The organism is Streptomyces sp. DH12, assembly GCF_020873895.1.
Taxonomy (GTDB): domain Bacteria; phylum Actinomycetota; class Actinomycetes; order Streptomycetales; family Streptomycetaceae; genus Streptomyces.
In genome coordinates this window covers 1-391 of sequence record NZ_JAHWGT010001647.1, presented here as the reverse complement: position 1 = coordinate 391, position 391 = coordinate 1, and the positions used below count along the sequence as shown (strand labels likewise).

The following is a 391-nucleotide window of genomic DNA, read 5'->3' as shown; positions in this document are numbered from 1 at the left end:
GGGTGGGGGCGTGGACGCGCAGAGTCGTGGGCGGGCGGAAGGGGCCGATCCCGCCGACCAGTGGGTGCTCAATCCGCAGACCGGTGACTACGAGCTGAGGCTGGACGGCGCCGCGCCGCCCCCGCCGCCCTCGGTCCCCCGGCAGCGCACCCCGCGGGCACCCGGCCCGCGTCCCGACGGCCCGCGCGAGCGTGACCCGGGCCCGCGCGAGCGGGACGGTGACCCCGCCCCCGACGCCCCCCGCGACACCCACCGCCGCGGCCGCAGGCAGCCGAAGAGGACCGGCAGGCGCAAGGCACTGATGTGGACGGGGGGCGTCATGGGCCTGGTGCTCGTCGGCGGCTCGGCGTTCGCCTACTACTGGTACGACCGCCTGTACGGGAACATCGAC

1 pseudogene is annotated in these 391 nt (G+C 77.2%); it reads left to right on the top strand.

The features are described 5' to 3' along the window. Nucleotides 1-64 precede the first annotated feature (64 nt). Nucleotides 65-391: pseudogene (locus LPA54_RS41530) on the top strand (LytR family transcriptional regulator); the annotation flags it as partial.